This window comes from Roseicyclus marinus (assembly GCF_030163795.1).
Lineage (GTDB): Bacteria > Pseudomonadota > Alphaproteobacteria > Rhodobacterales > Rhodobacteraceae > Roseicyclus > Roseicyclus marinus.
Window position 1 is genome coordinate 451,878 of sequence record NZ_JASJOF010000001.1, and the last position, 19,943, is coordinate 471,820.

14 protein-coding genes are annotated in these 19,943 nt (G+C 64.1%); 3 read left to right on the forward strand and 11 right to left on the reverse strand.

From position 1 onward, the window contains the following. Positions 1-37 precede the first annotated feature (37 nt). Both QQK63_RS02385 and carB read left to right on the forward strand, forming a co-directional pair. A complete protein-coding gene (locus tag QQK63_RS02385; RefSeq protein ID WP_452596413.1) occupies positions 38-1,381 on the forward strand; it encodes a class I SAM-dependent methyltransferase in 1,344 nt (447 codons plus the stop codon). Between the two features lie 111 nt (positions 1,382-1,492). Continuing rightward, positions 1,493-4,822, forward strand: a complete 3,330-nt coding sequence (carB, locus tag QQK63_RS02390; RefSeq protein ID WP_277826622.1) for a carbamoyl-phosphate synthase large subunit — start codon at positions 1,493-1,495, stop codon at positions 4,820-4,822. A gap of 834 nt (positions 4,823-5,656) precedes the next feature. Here the strand turns inward: carB and QQK63_RS02395 are convergent. From QQK63_RS02395 to scpA, 7 genes are all read right to left on the reverse strand, one after another. Continuing rightward, positions 5,657-6,064, reverse strand: coding sequence for a BrnA antitoxin family protein (locus QQK63_RS02395; RefSeq protein ID WP_277826624.1), 408 nt, complete (start codon positions 6,062-6,064; stop codon positions 5,657-5,659). Positions 6,065-6,198: 134 nt separating this feature from the next. Then, positions 6,199-7,539: a proline--tRNA ligase gene (gene proS / locus QQK63_RS02400; RefSeq protein WP_277826626.1), complete on the reverse strand. Its 1,341-nt coding sequence runs from the start codon at positions 7,537-7,539 to the stop codon at positions 6,199-6,201. Positions 7,540-7,897: 358 nt separating this feature from the next. After that, positions 7,898-9,463 (reverse strand): Ppx/GppA family phosphatase, encoded by a 1,566-nt coding sequence (locus tag QQK63_RS02405; RefSeq protein ID WP_277826629.1) that lies wholly within the window; start codon positions 9,461-9,463, stop codon positions 7,898-7,900. A 64-nt stretch (positions 9,464-9,527) separates the two neighbouring features. Further along, positions 9,528-11,702, reverse strand: coding sequence for an RNA degradosome polyphosphate kinase (locus QQK63_RS02410; protein ID WP_277826631.1), 2,175 nt, complete (start codon positions 11,700-11,702; stop codon positions 9,528-9,530). Between the two features lie 91 nt (positions 11,703-11,793). Then, a complete protein-coding gene (locus tag QQK63_RS02415; RefSeq protein ID WP_277826633.1) occupies positions 11,794-12,471 on the reverse strand; it encodes a P-loop NTPase family protein in 678 nt (225 codons plus the stop codon). After that, a complete protein-coding gene (locus QQK63_RS02420) occupies positions 12,471-13,556 on the reverse strand; it encodes an AI-2E family transporter (protein WP_277826635.1) in 1,086 nt (361 codons plus the stop codon). Before QQK63_RS02420 ends, QQK63_RS02415 begins: the two co-directional genes overlap by 1 nt. A 142-nt stretch (positions 13,557-13,698) precedes the next feature. Beyond that, positions 13,699-15,834, reverse strand: a complete 2,136-nt coding sequence (gene scpA / locus QQK63_RS02425; RefSeq protein WP_277826637.1) for a methylmalonyl-CoA mutase — start codon at positions 15,832-15,834, stop codon at positions 13,699-13,701. A gap of 191 nt (positions 15,835-16,025) precedes the next feature. Here scpA and QQK63_RS02430 point away from each other — a divergent pair, with 191 nt between their 5' ends. Then, complete coding sequence (locus QQK63_RS02430) at positions 16,026-16,511, forward strand: DUF4174 domain-containing protein (RefSeq protein WP_277826639.1); 486 nt, start codon at positions 16,026-16,028, stop codon at positions 16,509-16,511. 45 nt (positions 16,512-16,556) lie between these two features. Here QQK63_RS02430 and QQK63_RS02435 read toward each other — a convergent pair whose 3' ends face one another. The 4 genes from QQK63_RS02435 to QQK63_RS02450 all read right to left on the reverse strand — a co-directional run bounded on the left by QQK63_RS02435 (position 16,557) and on the right by QQK63_RS02450 (position 19,830). Next, positions 16,557-18,602 carry an acetyl-CoA carboxylase biotin carboxylase subunit gene (locus QQK63_RS02435; protein WP_277826641.1) on the reverse strand — a complete coding sequence of 682 codons (2,046 nt, stop codon included), beginning with the start codon at positions 18,600-18,602 and terminating at the stop codon, positions 16,557-16,559. Between the two features lie 129 nt (positions 18,603-18,731). Continuing rightward, entirely contained in the window at positions 18,732-18,941 is a 210-nt protein-coding gene (locus QQK63_RS02440) for a hypothetical protein (protein WP_277826643.1), read from the reverse strand. A 301-nt stretch (positions 18,942-19,242) separates the two neighbouring features. Then, entirely contained in the window at positions 19,243-19,617 is a 375-nt protein-coding gene (locus tag QQK63_RS02445; protein WP_277826645.1) for a hypothetical protein, read from the reverse strand. 66 nt (positions 19,618-19,683) lie between these two features. Then, positions 19,684-19,830 carry a hypothetical protein gene (locus tag QQK63_RS02450; protein ID WP_277826648.1) on the reverse strand — a complete coding sequence of 49 codons (147 nt, stop codon included), beginning with the start codon at positions 19,828-19,830 and terminating at the stop codon, positions 19,684-19,686. Between the last annotated feature and the right edge of the window lie 113 nt (positions 19,831-19,943).

Here is a 19,943-nt window from a genome sequence, read left to right on the forward strand (position 1 = left end):
TGTCAGGAAATTTGACCACAAAAACTGTCAATCTAAATTGACACAGATCAAGCGCGCATCCATCGCCCGCGCCCCCGGTTTTTTTTACGCCGCCTTTGCGGTAAACTTCATCCCTCAGGTTTCGGCAGGTCACAAGCGCGAGGGGGAAAACGCGATGTGGGACCGGGTTCTTGACCGTATGCTGCGCCAATTCTTCGTGACCGGCGCTTTGGACATGATCTATCCCGACGGCACATGCCGCCGCTACGGGCCGGGGCAGGGGCCGGCACTTCGGCTTACCCTGACCGATCCCGCCCTGCCACGGCGGCTGGTCCTGTCCACCGAATTGGCCCTTGGCGAGGCTTACATGGACGGCACCCTCCTGATCGACGGGGATGATCTGGACGGCTTTTTCACACTCGTCTCGACCAATGCCGCGCAAAGCGATGCATCATGGCGGCGCTGGGCGCTGCGGTTGCGGCGGGCGAAACGGCTCATCGACCAGTACAATCCCGCCCATCGCGCGCGCGTGAACGTTGCGCATCACTACGACCTCTCTGGCGATCTCTACGATCTCTTCCTCGATGCCGACCGGCAATATTCCTGCGCCTATTTCACGCGTCCCGACATGACGCTCGAACAGGCGCAGGCGGCCAAGAAACACCATATCGCGGCCAAGCTCTGTCTCTCCCCGGGCATGGAAGTGTTCGAGATCGGCTGCGGCTGGGGCGGCATGGCGCTGACGCTTGCGCAAGATTACGGGGTGCGTGTGCTGGGCGTGACGCTCTCGACCGAACAGCACAAGATCGCGACAGAGCGCGCCGCCCGCGCGGGCCTGTCCGACCGGGTGAGTTTCGAACTGCGGGATTACCGGTCAGTCCGGGGGCAGTTCGACCGGATCGTTTCCATCGGCATGTTCGAACATGTGGGCGTGCCGCATTACCGCGAATATTTCGACACTGTCCGCGACAGGCTGCGCCCCGACGGCGTCGCGCTGGTCCATACCATCGGGCGTATCGCGCCGCCCGGCGCCACAAGCCCGTGGATCACGAAATACATCTTTCCCGGCGGCTATGTGCCCGCCCTGTCCGAGATGTCCTCGGCGGTCGAGGATGTCGGCCTCTACCCCACCGATCTGGAGGTCTGGCGGCTGCACTATGCTCAAACGCTTCGCCATTGGCATGACCGCTTTTTGACCAATCAGGATCGCGCCCGCGCGCTCTACGACGACCGCTTCTGCCGGATGTGGCGCTATTATCTGAAGGCCTCCGAACACACGTTCCGCCACAACCGGCAGGCCGTGTTCCAGATGCAGATCGCCCATCGCCCCGATGCGGTGCCGCTGACGCGCGACTATCTCTACCCCGCAAAACCATCCCGCCAGCTCCGCGCCGCCGAGTAGTCTGCGGCTTGCAAGATGCACCCCTTGCCGTCCGCGCCCATTCGCACCTTGCGCCCGGTCCGTCCCTGTCTATAACGCAGGCAATTTGCGCCAAGCCGCCCGGGGGTCGAGATGCCTAAGAGAACCGATATCCAGTCGATCATGATCATCGGTGCCGGGCCCATCGTCATCGGGCAGGCCTGCGAATTCGACTATTCCGGTGCTCAGGCCTGCAAGGCGCTGCGCGAGGAAGGTTACAGGGTCATCCTCGTCAATTCGAACCCCGCGACGATCATGACCGACCCGGGGCTGGCCGATGCCACCTACATCGAACCCATCACCCCCGAGGTCGTGGCCCGCATCATCGAAAAGGAACGCCCCGACGCGCTTTTGCCGACGATGGGCGGTCAGACCGGCCTGAACACGTCCCTTGCGCTCGAGGAAATGGGTGTCCTCGAGAAATTCGGGGTCGAGATGATCGGCGCCAAGCGCCATGCCATCGAAATGGCCGAGGACCGCAAACTTTTCCGCGAGGCGATGGACCGGATCGGGCTGGAAAACCCCAAGGCCACGATCATCTCCGCGCCCAAGCTGGCAAACGGCAAATACGACATCAAGGCCGGCCTCCAGATGGCCATCGACGCCATCGAATACGTGGGCCTTCCTGCCATCATCCGCCCCGCCTTCACCCTCGGCGGCACCGGCGGGGGCGTGGCCTACAACCGCGAGGAATACGAATATTACTGCCGCACCGGCATGGAAGCCTCGCCCGTGGCCCAGATCCTCGTGGACGAGTCGCTTCTGGGCTGGAAGGAATACGAGATGGAGGTTGTCCGCGACAAGGCGGACAATGCGATCATCGTCTGCTCCATTGAAAACGTCGATCCGATGGGCGTGCACACGGGCGACAGCATCACTGTCGCCCCCGCGCTGACGCTGACCGACAAGGAATACCAGATCATGCGCAACGGCTCCATCGCCGTCCTGCGCGAGATCGGCGTGGAAACCGGCGGCTCCAACGTGCAATGGGCGGTGAACCCCGCCGATGGCCGCATGGTCGTGATCGAGATGAACCCCCGCGTCTCCCGCTCCTCGGCGCTGGCCTCCAAGGCCACGGGTTTCCCCATCGCGAAAATCGCCGCGAAACTCGCCGTGGGCTACACGCTCGACGAGTTGGACAACGACATCACCAAGGTCACGCCCGCCAGCTTCGAGCCGACCATCGACTATGTCGTCACGAAAATCCCCCGCTTCGCCTTCGAGAAATTCCCCGGCTCCGAACCGACGCTCACCACCGCCATGAAATCCGTGGGCGAGGCGATGGCCATCGGCCGCACCTTCCACGAAAGCGTGCAAAAGGCGCTGGCCAGCCTTGAAACCGGCCTTACCGGCTTTGACGAGATCGAGATCCCCGGCGCCCCAGATCAGGCCGCGATCATCAAGGCCCTGTCGCGCCAGACCCCCGACCGCATCCGCATCATCGCGCAGGCCATGCGCCACGGGCTGTCCGACGACACGATCCACCATGTCACCAAATTCGACCCGTGGTTCCTGTCGCGCATCCGCGAAATCGTCGAGACCGAGGCCCGCATCCGCCGCGACGGCCTGCCCGTGACCGAGGAAGGCCTGCGCGCGCTCAAGATGATGGGCTTCACCGACGCCCGCCTTGCGAAACTGACCGGCCGCGAGGAAAGCAACATCCGCCGCGCGCGCCTCAACCTCGGCGTCACCGCGCAGTTCAAGCGCATCGACACCTGCGCCGCCGAATTCGAGGCGCAGACGCCCTACATGTATTCCACCTACGAACACCCCACCATGGGCGAGCCGGAATGCGAGGCGCGCCCCTCCGACCGCAAGAAGGTGGTCATTCTCGGCGGCGGCCCCAACCGGATCGGGCAGGGGATCGAATTCGACTATTGCTGCTGCCACGCCTGCTATGCGCTGTCGGATGTCGGCTACGAGACCATCATGGTCAATTGCAACCCCGAGACGGTCAGCACGGACTATGACACCTCGGATCGCCTCTATTTCGAACCGCTCACCTTCGAACATGTGATGGAAATCCTCCGCGTCGAACAAGCGCGCGGCACGCTACATGGCGTGATCGTCCAGTTCGGCGGCCAGACGCCTCTCAAGCTCGCCAATGCGCTCCATGATGCGGGCATCCCGATCCTCGGCACCACGCCCGACGCCATCGACCTCGCCGAAGACCGCGAACGTTTCCAGCAGCTCGTGCAGCGCCTCGGCCTGAAACAGCCCGAAAACGCCATCGCCACCACAGATGCCCAAGCCAAGGCCGCGGCCGAGGCGCTGGGCTATCCGCTCGTGATCCGGCCCTCCTACGTCCTTGGCGGCCGCGCGATGGAAATCGTGCGCGACACCGCCCAGCTCGATCGTTACATCCGCGAGGCGGTGGTGGTTTCGGGCGACAGCCCGGTCCTCCTCGACAGCTATCTCGACGGCGCGGTCGAGGTCGATGTCGACGCGCTCTGCGACGGCACCGATGTCCATGTCGCGGGCATCATGCAGCACATCGAGGAAGCGGGCGTCCATTCCGGCGACAGCGCCTGTTCGCTCCCGCCCCACACCCTCAGCGACGCGATCCAGGCCGAGATCATCCGCCAGACCGAGGCGCTCGCCCATGCCCTCAATGTCGTGGGCCTGATGAACGTGCAATTCGCGGTCAAGGATGACGAGATCTACCTGATCGAGGTGAACCCCCGCGCCTCCCGCACCGTGCCCTTCGTGGCCAAGGCCACCGATTCAGCCATCGCCTCCATCGCCGCGCGGCTGATGGCGGGCGAGAAGCTGTCGGCCTTCCCCGTGGCCGAGCCGCATACCCCCGTGGATGACGCGACGCCCATCATCCCCGGCGATCCCATGTCGCTCGCCTCCTACCGCACGCCGTGGTTCTCGGTGAAAGAGGCCGTGATGCCCTTCGGCCGTTTCCCCGGCGTCGACACGCTGCTCGGCCCCGAGATGCGCTCGACCGGTGAGGTCATGGGCTGGGACCGCACCTTCCCCCGCGCCTTCCTCAAGGCGCAGCTGGGCGCAGGCACAAGGCTCCCCGAGGAAGGGACCGTCTTCGTCTCGATCAAGGATGCTGACAAGGGCCCGCTCCTGATCGAGGCGGCGGAAATCCTGCGGTCTTTGGGCTTCTCGCTTCTGGCCACACGCGGCACGGCCGATTTCCTCGGCCAGCACGGCATCCCCTCCGACGTGGTCAACAAGGCCTACGAGGGCGGACGCTCCATCGTCGACATCATCAAGGATGGCGGGGTGCAGCTGGTGCTCAACACGACCGAAGGCGCGCAGGCGGTGGAAGACAGCCGCTCTATGCGCGCGGTGACGCTCGCCGACAAGATCCCCTATTTCACGACGCTCGCCGCCAGCCATGCCGCGGCGCAGGCGATGCGCGCGAGTCGGGAAGGGGAGCTGGGGGTTCGGTCGCTGCAGGCGTGACGCCCGCCGCGATGTAGGGTGCGCCTTCAGGCGCACCACCCGTCTCTTACCCGACCTGCGGCAGGTTCGCCGGAAGGCACACCTTGGCCACGCCGGTAGGGTGGGTGAAAACCACCACCCGGCACCTCAACCAACGCGCGTTTTGTGCACCTAAAGGCGCACCGTGCCATACCCCGTCGGGTGGGTTTCCACCCCTTCACCCCGTAGGCCGGGCTTCAGCCCGGCGCCCGAGCGACCTTCACAAGCGCCGCAAACAGAGAGGAGGCGCAATTGTGAGCGTGCTTACTCTGTTGTTTCGTCGCAAAGCATCATGTCGTCGGAGCTTCCGAAGGGCTCGCAATTCAGTCCACACTCGTACAAGCCATTGGTCGCGCCCAGTTGCAGCAGATAGCTTCGGGCAGCCATCCGACATTCTTCAAGCGTGTCATATTCATCAAGATGGACGTGGCTGAGCAGGCTGGGAGCTTCTGGATAGACCGTAGCCAGCCAACGATCTGGTATTAGCAACGTCCAAACCGCAGCCGCTACAACCGCCACGAGAAGAAGCCATGACGCTCCCCTCACCCCGGCCACCCCTCCAGAAACTGTACCGCGCATACCGCATCCACACCTTTACGGCACTCGACAAAAAAAGTGGCGGTACCCATCGTCTAGGCCTTTTCCACCTGTGCTGGGGCGATGACCTGGTTCAGTGATACGCCGTCCCATGCCGCGAAATCCCCTCCCGCGTATTGGAGTGATGGAGTAAGTCTCAATGTGAACCTCGCCGTGGTGTCGCTTTTCCATGCTCGCCACCCAAACTCCAGCACGTTTGTAGCTATCTGGCAACGCAACTCACTCCCCCAACCGCGCCTTCCGTTCCGCGCTTTCCCGCGCCGTGTCGCCCCAGTCCGGCATCGGCATCCGCCCCGTCGCATTCTCCCTAAACGGTTCGATCGTCGCATCCCCGTGCAACAGCCCCGACAGTTTCGCATGCATGAAGGCGCGCAGCACGTCGTTCATCCGGGGCTGATAGCCCGGACCCATCGACTTGAACCATTTCACCACATCCGCGTCGAAGCGGACGGTCAGCTGCACCTTGGCGCTGTCCCGCCGGTCCGCGATCTCGTGCCAGTCGGGCGGGATGCGTTGGTCGACCCAGATGCGTGAATGCATGTCCCATTCGAAGCGGCGCATCGCGTCGACCAGGTAATAGTGATGCTCCCGCTCGCGCGCGGTCAGACGTTTGTCGGTGTCGATCATGGGCCCCCCCAAATCCGGTCCATGGGGGCAGCGTCCGACAAATCGGTTAAAAATCGCTGTAGGGCGGCTGTAGCTACGGATGCGCTACAGCTCCCCTACGGGATCACGCCGGAAACCCTACTGGGGGTTCGACCCTACCTATGGGGCGCGTAAATCTCCGCCACCCGCGCCACGGCGGCCTCGGGCGACAGCTCCTCGCTCTCGCCCGTCTTGCGGCTGGTCAGTTCGACCACACCCGCCCCCAGACCGCGCGGGCCGACCGTGATCCGCCAGGGCAGACCGATCAGATCCATGGTCGCGAATTTCGCTCCGGCCCGCTCGGCGCGGTCGTCGTAAAGCGGTTCCAACCCCTTGGCGGTCAACGCTTTATAGAGATCTTCGCAGGCTCCGTCGCAGGCCGCGTCGCCCTGTTTGAGGTTCACGATCGCGACATGGAAGGGCGTCACCCCCTCGGGCCAGATGATGCCCTTGTCGTCATGGCTGGCCTCGATGATCGCGCCCACGAGGCGGCTCACGCCGATCCCGTGCGAGCCCATGTGCACGGGCACCTTGCCACCTTGGCCGTCGTCGACCGTGGCGCCCATCGCGTCGGAATACTTGGTCCCGAAATAGAAGATCTGGCCGACCTCGATCCCGCGCGCAACCCGCTGACGTTCCTGCGGAATTTGTGCGAAAACCTCCGGATCGTGGGTCTCGTCGGTCCGCGCGTAACGGGATGTGAACTCTTCCAGGACAGACTGGCACTGTTCGACCGAATCGTAATCGATCGCCCGGTCGCCAAAGCGCAGATCGGTGATCTGGCTGTCGTAGAACACCTCGCTCTCGCCTGTTTCGGCGAGCACCAGGAATTCATGGGTGTCGTCGCCGCCGATGGGCCCGCTGTCCGCGCGCATCGGGATCGCCTGCAAGCCCATCCGCTCGTAGCTGCGCAGATAGCTCACCAGGTGGCGGTTATAGGCGTGAAGGGCGTCTTCCTTCGTCAAATCGAAGTTGTAGCCGTCCTTCATCAGGAACTCTCGGCCGCGCATCACGCCGAACCGCGGCCGCACCTCGTCGCGGAATTTCCACTGGATGTGATAGAGCGTCAGCGGCAAATCCTTGTAGCTTGCCACGTGGCTGCGGAAGATGTCGGTGATCATCTCCTCGTTCGTCGGACCGTAAAGCATGTCGCGGTCATGCCGGTCGCGGATACGCAGCATTTCGGGGCCATAGGCGTCGTAACGCCCGGATTCGCGCCACAATTCCGCCGATTGCAGCGTCGGCATCAGCATCGGGATATGGCCCGCGCGGATCTGTTCCTCATGTACGATCTGCTCGATGCGCTTGAGCACCTTGTAGCCAAGCGGCAGCCACGAATAGATGCCGGCGCTGGCCTGCTTGATCATGCCGGCCCTGAGCATCAGGCGGTGGCTGACGATCTGCGCCTCGGACGGCGTTTCCTTGAGAACGGGCAGGAAATAGCGGCTCAGACGCATGGGAAACCTTTTGGTCAGATGTGTTGGGCGACGCATACGCCAAAGGGTTTCGCCTCACAAGGCGGCGATCCGGCATGGCAGGTTCGTCCCCCGCCTCTGTGCACAAAAAAGGCCCTCGGATTTCTCCGAGGGCCAGTCCAACAGGGAGGTCGGCGTGACGAGGGATCACGCCGGGGCAAGTGACCCGGAACCGAAAATCAGTACGCTGAACACGACGAGCACGAGGAACACGAGGGATACTGCAAGGGTATTCAGAACACTCATCACCATGTCTCCGATCCGGGTCACTTGCGAGAAGCTTTGCAACAGGCGTGCCAAGCTTCCCACGAACCCTAGGCCGAAAACTCCTACCGAAGCGTTACGCCCCGCCCTTGACGATGGGCACGACCCCCATGGCCGTGGCCAGCGCCTTGAATCGCGCCTGCGCGACTTCGCCGAACAGGTCGCGACCAGCATCGGTGCGCAGCGTCAGGATCAATTCCTTGCGCTTGGGCCGGAAGGACAGAGTGCCGTGATCCGACGGGTTAGCGACCGCGAACATCGCTCCGAACCGCATGGCACGGCCCAGAATTTCCGCCTCTTGCACCTGCGCCTCGGGCAGCAGATCGAGCAGCGCGGGGTCAAAACCCGTGCCTGTGCGGCTCGACTTGTAGCGGTGCAGAAGCGCCAGCCCCAGATAGACGCGTTCCGCATGGGTCATCCCGCCGAGGTTCGCGCGCGTCGCGTTGTCGAAACAGACCTCGGCCCGGTAATCTGGATGCGCGCGCCAACTGACATCATGCAGCAGGCAGGCCGCGCGGATCAGCCGTTTCTTGTCAGCCCGCGCGCGGGGGAACAGCGGCTCGACAAAGCGGTAAAGCTGCCGTCCAAAGCCCGGCATGCGGGCCGATTGCGCCTCGGAATGGCGGGCGGCCTCGATCAGCGGGTCGCGCTTGCGCAAAGCCTCGGACATCTGTTCGTAGAGCAGACCCTCACGGATTCCGTAGGAGGAGACGGCGATTTCGCGGGGTTTGAGCTTGCGCACCAGCACCCGCAGCACCTCGGCGGCATGGGGCACCAGTCGCATCCGCTCCATGCTGGTCCCGGTCGTGGCCCGCAGAGCCTCGAGGTCGGTCTTGCCGATATACTTGATCGTGTCGAGAATGCCCTGCGGTGTCATCCTGTATTCGTGCAACACCTTGAGCGGATAGCCCCGCCGCTCCATGTCGATCCGGGCAATGGCCCGCCACGACCCGCCGACCAGAAACAACCGGTCCGAGCGTTCGGCGAAATCCTTGGCCAGTTTGCCGATCTCTGCCTTGATATGGGCGCGCAACGCTTTCTTGCCGCCGGTCAGCCCCATGAGCTTGAGCGGACCCAGATCCGATGTGGCGCGCTGCCCGACCTTGCCGCTGCCCTTGAGTTCGGCCAGTTCCATGGAGGAGCCGCCGATGTCGCAGATGATGCCTTCGGCCCCCGGCCAGCCCAGAAGCACGCCCTGCGCCGACAGACGGGCCTCTTCCGTCCCGTCGATCACGCGAATCTCCAGGCCCGTTTCCCGGCGCACGCTCTCGCGGAATTCGGGGCCATCCTCGGCGTCGCGCACGGCCGCCGTCGCCACCGCCAAAAGCGGCGCGACCTCCGCCGCCTCGGCCAGACGGGCAAAGCGGCGCAGCGCGACCATCGCACGGTCCTTGCCCTCGGGGTTCAGCCGACCGGTTTCGGAAAAGCCCGCGCCCAACCCGCACAGGATCTTTTCGTTGAAGAAATAGGCCGGGCTGCGGGCCGCCCCGTCGAAGATCACCATGCGGACCGAATTCGATCCGATGTCGATCACGCCGACGCGTTGCAGCGATTGCGCCTCGGGTCCGTCGAAAAGCGGTACGCCGAACGGTCCCCATTCGGGGTGGTGTTCGGGGCCGCCGGGCGGCGTTTCGGCGCGCATCTGCCTGACCATGCCCCCTTGTGCACAGGCGACCAGCAGGCGTCAATCGGGCGTGTTGGCCGCGTCAGTCGTGACTGTGCGTCAGGTCGGGCACATCCTTGGCCCCGGCCGACCCCCGCCCCGAGAGCGAGGGGTTTTCCATGAAGAAGCGGTGGCAGGAAAACGGGTTCTCGATCGCCGCAAGATCGGGTCGCAGGAAACTGCCATCGGGCTGCAAGACCCAGCTCTGCGCCACATCGGCCAGATTGGCGGCCATGATCTGGCTCACGATCTGGGCCTTGACGGTGGGGTTGCGGCATTCGACCAGCGTTTCCACCCGCCGGTTCAGGTTACGCCCCATCCAATCCGCCGAACTGATGTAGACGCGCGCCTTTTTCGACGGCAGGCCGTGGCCATTGCCAAAACAGATGATCCGTGAATGTTCGAGGAAGCGGCCGACGATGGATTTGACGCGGATATTCTCGGACAGGCCTTTCACTCCCGGGCGCAGGCCGCAGATGCCGCGCACCACAAGATCGACCCGAACGCCGGCACGGCTTGCGGCATAGAGCGCATCGATCACATCGGCGTCGATCACCGAATTCATCTTGACCCAGACCATGGCGGGTTGGCCTGCCGTGGCATGGTCGATTTCGGCCTGAAGCCCGTCAAGGATCGTGGATTTCAGCGATAGCGGCGAGATCGCAAGGTTTTCCAGCCGCTCCGGCTCGGCATAGCCGCCGACATAGTTGAACACCTTGGTGGCATCCCGCCCAAGGGCGTCATCGCAGGTGAACAGGCTGAGGTCGGTGTAGATGCGCGCGGTGATGGGATGGTAATTGCCGGTCCCGAAGTGGGTGTAGGTGACCAAGCGGTCGCCCTCGCGGCGGACCACGGTGCTGATCTTGGCATGTGTCTTGTAGTTGATGAAACCGTAGATCACGTGCGCGCCCGCGCGCTCCAGTTTGCGGGATTGGCGGATGTTGGCCGCCTCGTCGAAGCGGGCTTTCAATTCCACCAGCGCCGTGACCGATTTCCCGTTTTCCGCCGCTTCGCACAGCGCGTCGACGATGGGGGATTCATTGGACGTGCGATAGAGCGTCTGCTTGATCGCCACGACATTGGGGTCCCGCGCCGCTTGGCTCAGAAAGCGGATCACCATGTCGAAGGTCTCATAGGGATGATGCAGCAGCATGTCCTTTTGCCGGATCGCAGCGAACATGTCGCCGTCATGATCCTGTACCCGCTCAGGCACGCGCGGGGTAAAGCTTGGCCACATCAGATCGGGGCGGTCGTCCACTACCAGTTCCTTGAGACGGACAAGCCCGATCATGCCTTTGACCTCGACAATCTCGGTATCCTTGACGTGCAGCTGGTGCACGATCTCGGCCTTCAGGTCGGCAGGCGCGCCCGCGCTGATCTGAAGCCGCACCACCTCGCCCCGGCGGCGGCGCTTGAGCGCGGTTTCGAATTCCCGCACGAGATCCTCGGCCTCTTCCTCGACCTCCAGATCGCTGTCGCGCAGCACGCGGAACAGGCAGGATCCGGTCAACTTGTAGCCGGGGAAAAGCGCCCCGATATGCAAGCGCAACAGGTCCTCGAGCGGCAGGAACCGCATCTGCCCGTCTGGCGCGGGAAGGCGGATGAAGCGGTCGATCTGGCCGGGAATGGGCAGTAGCGCCTGTAGAACGCGCCCGTCCCGATCCCGCGTCAATTGCAGCGCCAGCGCGATCCCCTCGTTCGGGATGAAGGGAAAGGGATGCGCGGGGTCGATCGCCAGTGGCGACAGGACCGGGAACACGCGGGCAAAGAACGCCTCTTCCAGATGCTTGCGATCCGCCGCCGTCAGCTTGGACTGGCTGACCACGCTCAGCCCGTGGGTTTCCATCTCGGCTTTGAGTGCGTTCCACGCCGCCTGCTGGTGCTGCATCAGGCGGCGCGCATCGGCATTGATCAGCTTGAGTTGTTCGGCCGGCGTGCGGCCATCGGCGGCAGGGGTCATGTTCCCCTCCTGCGCCAGTTCGCGCAGGCCCGCGACGCGTACCGTGTAGAATTCATCCAGATTGCCCGCCGAGATCGACACGAACCGCACCCGTTCCAGAAGCGGCACACGGGGGTTCCCCGCCTCTTCCAGCACGCGCCAGTTGAAGGCAAGCCAGCTCAATTCCCGGTTGAAGAACCGCTGCGGCCCCGTGATCTGCGCCTCGGGCAGGGTCACGGGCTCGGGCAGGGGGGCGGTCAGAAAATCGGCGAAACTCATGCGCTTGGGCCTAGTGCGGTTCTGTGACGGTTGCGTGACGCGTGCGCCCCATGATGCGACGGGGGCAAGGTGGCGTCGAGAGGCGATCGGATCACGCCGCCAGACGTGCGATCACCGTCTTGACGTGCCGAAGCCCGGGCTTTTGCTTTGCGGCCAATGCCTCGGCATCGAGCGCTGCCACGAAACGTTGCACGTAGTCGAGCGAGCGTTCGATACGGGGCAGGATATGCGCGACCAGCGCAGGCGTCAGGGCTAATTGCCGGTCGGCAGACAGCTTTACCAAGACAGCGGCCATCAGCGCGTCATCGGGCGGCGACAGGGTCAGTTGTCCCGCTTGCTGCATGCGGCTGGCCAGATCGGGCAGCGTCATGCCCCAGCGCGCGGGCGGTGTCGCCGCGGTCACCAAAAGCGCCACGCGCCGGTCGGCGCAGGCGTTGTGCAGGTGAAACAGCGCTTCTTCGGCCTCGGGCCTGCCCGCGATGCGGTCGGCATCCTCGACCACCAGTGCCTCCCCCTCGGCCAAGGCGGCGACATCCATTCCCGGCAGGTCCGCGGCGGACAAGATGCGCGCGCCCGTCTGGGCGGCGAAGACATGGGCCAGATGCGTCTTGCCCGATCCCGCGGGGCCGATCAGAAGCATCTTGCCCCCCGGCCAGCCGTTCCAGCCGTCAAGCCCCACCACGGCGGCGGCATTGCTCTCGCAGACAAAGAAATCGGCGCGCCCCATCGCTGCCCGGAACGGCAGATCGAGCACCAGTTGACGTGGCATCAGGCGTCGTCCTCGTCGCCTTCGCGCGCCCGGCCCTCAAGGCCCCGGTAGAGCAGGCCGCCCTTGTATTGCTCGATGGCAAAGCGCACCAGAACGCCGATGGCTGCGGCGACGGGCACCGCCACCAGCATTCCGACGAAGCCGAAAAGCGTGCCGAAGGCCGATAGCGCAAAGATCAGCCAGACCGGGTGCAGACCGACCGAACTGCCGACCAGCTTGGGGGTCAGGATATTGCCCTCAACCATCTGACCGACCTGAAAGATCGCGGCGACCGCCACGATCAACCACCAGTCACCCCAGAACTGGAACAGCGCCAGCCCGACCGACAGTGCCCCGCCGACCAGCGCGCCGACATAGGGAATGAAGGTCAAAAGCCCCGCAACCAGCCCAACCACCAGCCCGAATTGTAGCCCCACCACCATCAGTGCGACCGCGTAGAAGGTGCCCAAGATCAGGCAGACAGTGCCTTGGCCCCGGATAAAACTGGCCAGCGTCCGGTCGACCTGCCCGGCCAGCATCCGGATCGTCTGGGCATGATCGCGCGGCAAAAGGTCGTCAATGCGCGCCACCAGCCGGTCCCAATCGAGCAGCATGTAGAAGGCGACGACCGGCACGACCACCAGAAACACCAGCACGTTGACCACCCCCGCCGCCGAGGTCAGCACCTGCTGGAGCAATTCGCCCCCGCGCGCCTGGATCGTTTCGCCGATAGAGGCCAGCGACTGGCGCAGCGGAGAGCCGTTGTCCATGATCTGCGGAAAGCGCTCGGTCAGCCAAGTGCGCAGCTGGTTGAACAGGTCGGGCGCGGATTGGATCAGGTCGTTGCTCTGCTGGATAAGCAACGGAACGATCACCAACAGCGCGACGGTCACAACACCCAGCATGACGACAAAGATCAGGACTGTCGCCAGAACCCGGCTCAGGCCCAACCGCTCCAGACGATCGGCCACGGGATCAAGGAAATAGGCGATGGCCGCGCCGACCAGAAAGGGCAGGATCACATTGCCCAGTGCCCAAAGCAGGAACAGGAACACCGCCGTGGCGATGCCCCAATAGGTCACTTGCTGTCGGACGGGCAGGGCCATGCACTCTCCTGTTGCTGGATCCTAGATGCGCCACGCGCGACCACCGGGCAAGGGGTGCAGTTCGTGACGACGCGGAAAACGCGCGTTGTCAGGTTGCGAGAACCGCAGTTTTCCTCACGAAAAAAAGCGGTCTTGGCCCCCCTTACGCCGCGCGCGCCGCCCGGATCAGCGACAGGATATCTTTGGCTGCATCGGGGATGTTCGTACCCGGCCCGAAGATCGCCTTGACCCCAGCCGCCTTCAGGAACTCGTAATCCTGCTGCGGGATCACGCCGCCGCAGATGACAAGGATATCGCCCGCACCCTGTGCCTTCAGCGTCTCGATCAGCTTGGGTGCCAGTGTCTTGTGACCCGCCGCCTGGGACGAGATGCCGATGACATGGACATCGTTGTCGATGGCATCCTGAGCCGCTTCCTCGGGCGTTTGGAAAAGCGGGCCGACATCGACGTCGAACCCGATGTCGGCAAAGGCGGTGGCGATCACCTTTGCGCCCCTGTCGTGCCCATCCTGCCCCATCTTCACAACCAGCATCCGGGGGCGGCGGCCCTCTTCCTCGGCGAATTTCTCCACGTCGGCCTGGATTGCGGCAAAGCCCGCATCGCCATCGTAGGCCGCGCCATAGACGCCGGCCAGCGTCTTGACCTCGGCCCGGTGGCGGCCGAACACCTTTTCCATCGCCATGCTGATTTCCCCCACGCTGGCCCGCGCGCGCGCGGCGTCGACCGCGGCGTCGAGCAGATTACCACCCTCCTTCGCGCGCCGTTCCAATTCGGCCAGCGCGTTTTGGCAGGCGACCTCGTCGCGGCTCGCGCGCACACGCTCGAGCCGCGCAATCTGGCTGTCGCGCACCTTCATGTTGTCGATGTCGAGGATGTCGATCGGGTCCTCGACCTGCTTGCGGTACTTGTTGACGCCAACGATCACCTCTTCGCCGCGGTCGATCATCGCCTGACGCCGCGCGGCCGATTCCTCGATGCGGAGCTTGGGCATGCCGGTGGCTACGGCCTTGGTCATGCCGCCCATCTCCTCGACCTCTTGCATCAGCGCCCAGGCCTGTTCGATCAGGTCGCCGGTCAAGGCCTCGACGTAGTAGGAACCCGCCAGCGGATCGACCACCTTGGTCACCCCGGTTTCTTCCTGCAAGATCAGCTGCGTGTTGCGGGCAATGCGGGCCGAAAACTCGGTTGGCAAAGCGATGGCCTCATCGAGCGCATTTGTATGCAGCGATTGCGTACCGCCCAGAACCGCGCTCATCGCCTCGTAGGCGGTGCGGATGACGTTGTTATAGGGGTCTTGTTCCTGCAACGACACGCCCGAGGTCTGGCAATGCGTGCGCAGCATCTTGGAGCGGTCGTCCTGCGCGCCGAATTCCGTCATGACCCGGTGCCACAGCGTGCGCGCCGCCCGCAGTTTGGCGATTTCCATGAAGAAATTCATGCCGATGGCGAAAAAGAACGACAGCCGCCCCGCGAATTTGTCCACATCCATGCCGGCCGCCACCGCCGCGCGGACATATTCGCGCCCGTCAGCCAGCGTATAGGCCAGTTCCTGCACCAGGTTCGCGCCCGCCTCCTGCATGTGATAGCCGGAGATCGAGATCGAGTTGAATTTCGGCATGTTGTCCGAGGTATAGGCGATGATGTCCGAGATGATCCGCATGCTCGGCTCTGGCGGGTAGATATAGGTGTTGCGGACCATGAACTCCTTGAGGATGTCGTTCTGGATGGTCCCCGACAGCACCCGGCGGTCATGCCCCTGTTCCTCGCCCGTGACGATGAAATTGGCCAGAACCGGGATCACCGCGCCGTTCATCGTCATCGAGACCGACACCTTGTCGAGCGGGATGCCGTCGAACAGGATCTTCATGTCCTCGACGCTGTCGATGGCGACACCGGCCTTGCCCACGTCGCCCTCGACCCTCGGGTGATCGCTGTCATAGCCGCGATGGGTGGCCAGATCGAAGGCGACCGAAACACCCTGTTGGCCGGCCGCCAGCGCCTTGCGGTAAAAGGCGTTACTTTCCTCTGCCGTTGAAAACCCGGCATATTGCCGGATCGTCCAGGGGCGCCCTGCATACATCGTCGCCTTCACCCCGCGCGTGAAGGGCGCAAAGCCCGGCAGGCTGCCCATATGCCCCAGCCCCTCGGTGTCGGCTGCGGTGTAGAGCGGCTTGACCCGGATGCCTTCCAGCGTCTCCCAGGTCAGGCTGTCGGGGTCTTTCCCGCGCAGTTCCTCTGCGGCCAGGTTGCGCCAATCGCCAAGATTGATGTCCGTCATCGGTCGATCCTCTGTCTTGTCCTGTCAGGCGCGGGGGCTCGCCCCGGCGACCTTCGTCGCGCTGGTCCGGCCTCTGCGCCGCATGGCCCGGCCTACTATGCCCCTGCCTTTGCGGCAGGGCCGGTCGCACCTGTCCGAAATCCTTCGCTTTCCCGGGGCGAGTGCCTATATCGACAGGGAACGGAGGATGAATGCGACCGATCTTTCTTGCCCTTGCGGCATCCCTGACCATAGCGGGCCAGACCCCCGCACAGACCGACGCCGATACCCGCGCCATCGCCGCCGCCGAGGCGGGCGAGACCGGGATGGAGGCCGTTGATCCGCTGGAACCGCGCGACGCGACGCTGCTGACGCTCGAGGATTTCATTTGGGTCGCGCGCCCGATCATCATCTTCGCCGACAGCCCCAATGACCCGCGCGTCGCCGAACAACTGTCGCTGCTGGCTGACCGGCCCACACCCTTGTTGGAACGCGATGTCGTCATCCTCGTGGATACCGATCCCGCGGCCCAGTCGGCGATCCGCACGGCTTTGCGGCCGCGTGGATTTTCCATCGTCATCATGCAAAAGGACGGTGCCGTGGGTTTCCGCCGCCCCAGCCCCCGCGACGTGCGCGAGATCATCCGGGGCATCGACAATTTCTCGTTCCGGCAAGAAGAGCTGCGCATGGGGCAATAAGGCCCCATCGCATCGTCGATATGCGGCACGGCACGGGTCACGGCGTCACTCGAACTCCATGATGACTTCGTCCACGGCCAGGCTGTCGCCCGGTCCGCATTTGATCGCGGCCACCACGCCCTTGCGTTCGGCGCGCAGGATATTCTCCATCTTCATCGCCTCGACGGTGCAGAGCGTTTGGCCTTCCTGAACTTCCTGTCCGACCTCCACATCGATGCGGACGATCAAGCCCGGCATCGGGCAGAGCAGCAGTTTGGACGTGTCGGGCGGAAGTTTCTCGGGCATGCGGCGGGCAAGCTCTGCTTGACGCGGGCTGCGCACATGCACCTTCAGATCCGCACCACGCGTCCGGATCCGGAAGCCGCCGGAAATCTTGCCGACCTTAAGAACCAGCGGGCTGCCATCGACCATCAGGCGGGCAAGGCTGTCGCCCGGTGTCCAGTCCGATGTCACGCGCATCGCGCGCCCATCGGCAAAGGTCACGGTCGACCCGTCATGATCGGCGGCGATGACCACCGGGAAATCCACGCCTTGCAAGGTCACCATCCAATCGGTGCCCACACGGCGCTCGTGGTTGTCCATCCGCCCCGAAAGCCGCGTGCGCCGAATTTCGGCCACCCGGTGCATCGCGGCGGCGGCAGCGGCCACACGCGCCATGTCCTCGTCGCCCAGTCTGGCCCCTTGGAACCCCTCGGGATATTCTTCCGCAATGAAGGCAGTGGTGATGTTGCCACTGGCGAACCGCGCATGGTCCATCACGGCGGAGAGGAAGGGCAGGTTGTGGCCGATCCCTTCCACCTCGAACCCGTCCAGCGCCACGCGCATCGCCTCGATCGCGCCCGCGCGGTCGGGAGCCCAGGTGCAAAGCTTGGCGATCATCGGGTCGTAGAACATGCTGATCTCGCCGCCTTCGAAAACGCCGGTGTCGTTGCGCACGGCGGTCTCACCCACCGGCGCCTCGCCCTGCCATTTGCCCGTCGCGTGCAGCGGCCCGGCCTGAACCTCGACCGGTGGGCGATAGCGCGTTAGCCGCCCGATGGAGGGCAGGAAGTTGCGATAGGGATCCTCGGCATATAGCCGGCTTTCCATCGCCCAGCCAGTCAACTTGATGTCCTCTTGTGCAAAGGGCAGCTTTTCGCCCGCCGCAACGCGGATCATCTGCTCGACCAGATCGACGCCGGTGATCAGTTCGGTCACGGGATGTTCCACCTGCAACCGGGTGTTCATCTCGAGGAAATAGAAGTTGCGGTTCCCGTCGACGATGAATTCCACCGTGCCCGCGCTGGCATAGCCCACCGCCTGCGCAAGGGCCACGGCCTGTTCGCCCATCGCCTTGCGCGTCGCGGCATCGAGAAAGGGAGAGGGCGCTTCCTCGATCACTTTCTGGTTGCGGCGCTGGATCGAACATTCCCGCTCGCCCAGGTAGACGCAATTGCCATGCTTGTCGGCCAGAACCTGGATCTCGATATGGCGCGGCTGGGTGACGAATTTCTCGATGAAGATACGATCATCCCCGAAGGAGGATTTCGCCTCGTTCTTCGATGCTTGGAAACCTTCGCGGGTCTCCGTTTCGTTCCAGGCGATCCGCATCCCCTTGCCGCCGCCGCCGGCACTGGCCTTGATCATCACCGGATAGCCGATCTCAGCGGAAATCTTCACCGCTTCGTCGGCATCCGCGATCACGCCCATAAAGCCCGGAACGGTCGAAACGCCTGCCTCGGCGGCGATTTTCTTGGAGGTGATCTTGTCGCCCATCGCCTCGATGGCGGGGCTGGGCGGCCCGACGAAGGCGACGCCCGCCGCTTCCAGCGCCTCGGCGAATTTCATGTTCTCGGACAGGAAGCCATAGCCCGGATGCACCGCCTCTGCCCCGGTTTCCTTGATCGCGGCCATGATCTTGTCGATCACGATATAGCTTTCGGAGGCGGGTGGGGGGCCGATGTGGATCGCCTCGTCCGCCATCTTGACGTGCAGCGCGCCGCGGTCGGCATCGGAATAGACCGCGACCGTCGCGATGCCCATCTTGCGCGCAGTCTTGATGACGCGGCAGGCGATCTCGCCCCGGTTGGCGATCAGGAGCTTCTTGAACATGGTCACTGTCCCTTCCTTGCGGGGCTTTTGCCCCGTTCTGACGCAAGAAAGGCCACCGGGGGTCTGTTGCCCCGGTGGCCTTGTTTCGATGTTGCGATGTCCGGCCCGCGGGTCGGATCTATACGATGGTCAGCACAGGCCTGCGTCGTCGCACAGCGCCCCGCCGGCCGCGCCGATGATGACGCCTGTGCCGATGTTGCCGTCAAAGGCCGCCGCGGTAAGGCCACCGGCCGCCGCGCCGATCCCGGCGCGTTGGATGTCCGAATTGACACAGCCCGACAGCACGATGGCCGCGGCAAAGAGGGTTGCGGAGATGAAAGTGGTCTTGTTGGCGCGCATGATGCGTCTGCTCCTGTCGATATGCCTCGTGCCGCACAGGATACAATGAAAATCCGCGGCGCGATAGCGCGGGTCGGTCCCCGTTCGATCCTGTCGGAGGAAAAGGGCGGTCGGCACAGCAAGCTGGCCGACCGCATCGAAGGGGAAGGGTAACACGTCTTGTCGTCATCGGCCGCCAGAGAATTGGGGACAGGGGCCGACAGAGACACACTGGCATGGAAACCGAGTCGCGAAAGCCGGTTTTCGACGCCGCCCCTGACATGCGCATGAAACCGCGCACCCTCGACTGTCGCTGGCAGGATCATGCCGAACCATCCTCCCAGAACCCGTCGCCCTCGAAGGCTTCCGGGAAGGATGCGCGTGCCCGCGCCTCGTCGATCACCAGAAGGGCCTCGTAGCTTTCGGGATCGAACGGATCTTCGGCGGGGATCACCTCGCGGCCGAACAGCCACGACAACCGCCCCCCATCAAGATTACCGCGCTCGAACGGCTGGTCCCCGAAAAACAACCACAGCGCCTCCATGAAGGCGGCATCGGCGCGTCGGTCGGCGGGCTTTCGGTCGGGATAGCGCTGTCGGGCGATCAGTTTGGTCGCGCCGTCCTTGTTGGCGCGACGGATCGTGAACTGGTAGTCGGTGCCGGGGAAACGGCCCGGAAATCCGCGATGCTTGATCATGCTTGCGCCCCTGTTGCGCGGGGCGCGGTCCGGGCAGGCGGTGTCGCCCGCCCGGGTCCTGTGCCTTCAGCGATATTTGTTCGACACCGGATCGTGGGTGATCGGTGCGGGTTCGATGAAGATGATCTCTTCCTGCTCGGGCGCCGGAGAGGCGCAAGCTGCGACGCCTGCCACAAGGCCCAGGGCAAGAAGGGCTTGGATGAAGCGTGCCATCCTGCTCTCCTTTCATATTGGGCCGGATCCTCCGCAAGGTCGGACACGGCCAGAGGTACAGCCGCAAAGTTTCGGCTGTCTCCAAAGATACCCCACGACGCACTTTCTCCACA